Origin of the sequence: Mesorhizobium sp. M0751 (assembly GCF_040320265.1) — a bacterium.
Lineage (GTDB): Bacteria > Pseudomonadota > Alphaproteobacteria > Rhizobiales > Rhizobiaceae > Mesorhizobium.
In genome coordinates this window covers 1-1,570 of record NZ_JAMYPH010000068.1, presented here as the reverse complement: position 1 = coordinate 1,570, position 1,570 = coordinate 1, and the positions used below count along the sequence as shown (strand labels likewise).

Here is a 1,570-nt window from a genome sequence, read left to right as displayed (position 1 = left end):
CTGGTGCGGATCATCCGGGCGGTTCGCCAGGCATGATCCCGGCCGGCGTGAAGGTGTTGGTCGCCAGTCATCCCGTCGATTTTAGAAAAGGTCCCGACGGCCTACTGGCACTGGTGCGCGATGCCGGCTCGGATCCGTTCAACGGCGCGCTTTATGTCTTCCGCGCCAAAAGAGCGGACAGGATCAAGATCGTCTGGTGGGACGGCAGCGGCGTGTGTCTTTATGCCAAGCGACTGGACGACGCGAAGTTCTGCTGGCCGCGGATCGGCCACCACCGGGTCCAGCTCAATCATGCTCAGCTCATGGCTCTGGTTGACGGAATGGACTGGAAACGGGTTCGGACTGAGACCGTCAGGCGGCCGCAATCGGCTGGGTAAAACCCTGCGGCATGATGAATCAGGGAGCTGAAAAAGCGGGAAAATTGCCCGCGAATATGCTCTGATTTTGGCCATGTCGGCACCCGAACTCGCGCTCCCGGACGACGTTGACGCGCTCAAGGCGATGGTTGTTGCCATGGCCGAAAAGGCCGCCCTTCTGGAGGAGCGCAACCTCCATCTCGAGTTGGTCAACAAGAGCGCTGATGAGCGGATCGCACGGCTGACCGCGGTGGTGAAGATGCTGGAGAGGGCGCGCTTCGGCAGCCGCTCCGAAAGGTTGCGGACCGGTGCGCTGAGCGAGGAGCAGTATGCGCTGGTCTTCGACGAGATCGAAACCGGCGTGGCGGCCATCGAAGCGCAGATGGAGAAGTCTGCGGGCGGCTCGAAAGCGAAGCGCGCTCCGCGTCCTCGTAAAGGCTTTGCGGCCCATCTCGAACGGGTCGAGGTGGTTATCGAGCCCGAAACGCCTGCTGGCTGCGAAGCGCTGGAAAAGATCCTGATCGGCGAGGACGTCTCCGAACGGCTCGATGTCACCCCGGCGAAGTTCCGGGTGATCGTCACGCGTCGCCCCAAATATGCCTACAAGGGCTGGGACGGCGTTATCCAGGCAGCCGCTCCCGCCCGCATCATCGAAAGCGGCATTCCGACCGAAGCGCTGCTGGCGCAGATCGCAGTGTCCAAATACGCCGATGGCCTGCCGCTCTACCGCCAGGAAGCGATTTATGCCCGCGATCAGGTCGAGATCGACCGGTCACAGATGGCGCAGTGGATGGGCAAGGTCGGCTTCGAGCTCGAGCCGCTCGCCGATTACGCACTGACCCGCATCAAGCAGGGTGAGCGGGTCTTTGCCGATGAGACCACCCTGCCAACGCTGGCCCCCGGATCGGGCAAGGCCAAGACGGCCTACCTCTGGACCTATCTGCGCGATGATCGGCCGTTCGGTGGCAGCGGACCGCCCATCGTCGCCTACCGCTTCGAAGACAGCCGTGCCGGCGAATGCGTCGCCCGCCATCTGGACGGCTATCGCGGCATCCTGCAGGTCGACGGATACGCCGCCTATAACCGGCTGGCCCGATCGGATCGGGGCAATGACGGCGTGACGCTGGCGGCGTGCTGGTCGCACGTGCGGCGCAAGTTCTACGAACTGCATGCCGCAGGCTCCTCCGTTATCGCCTCGCAGACGGTGGCGCAGA

Annotated in this window: 2 protein-coding genes; both read left to right on the top strand. The window is 63.6% G+C overall.

Features of this window, described 5'->3' with window-relative positions; genetic code table 11:
- The coding region (gene tnpB, locus NKI19_RS32635; protein ID WP_352951293.1) for an IS66 family insertion sequence element accessory protein TnpB at positions 1-377 on the top strand (377 nt) is incomplete at its 5' end.
- 73 nt (positions 378-450) lie between these two features.
- On the top strand, positions 451-1,570 hold a 1,120-nt coding region (tnpC, locus tag NKI19_RS32630), incomplete at its 3' end, for an IS66 family transposase (RefSeq protein WP_352951292.1).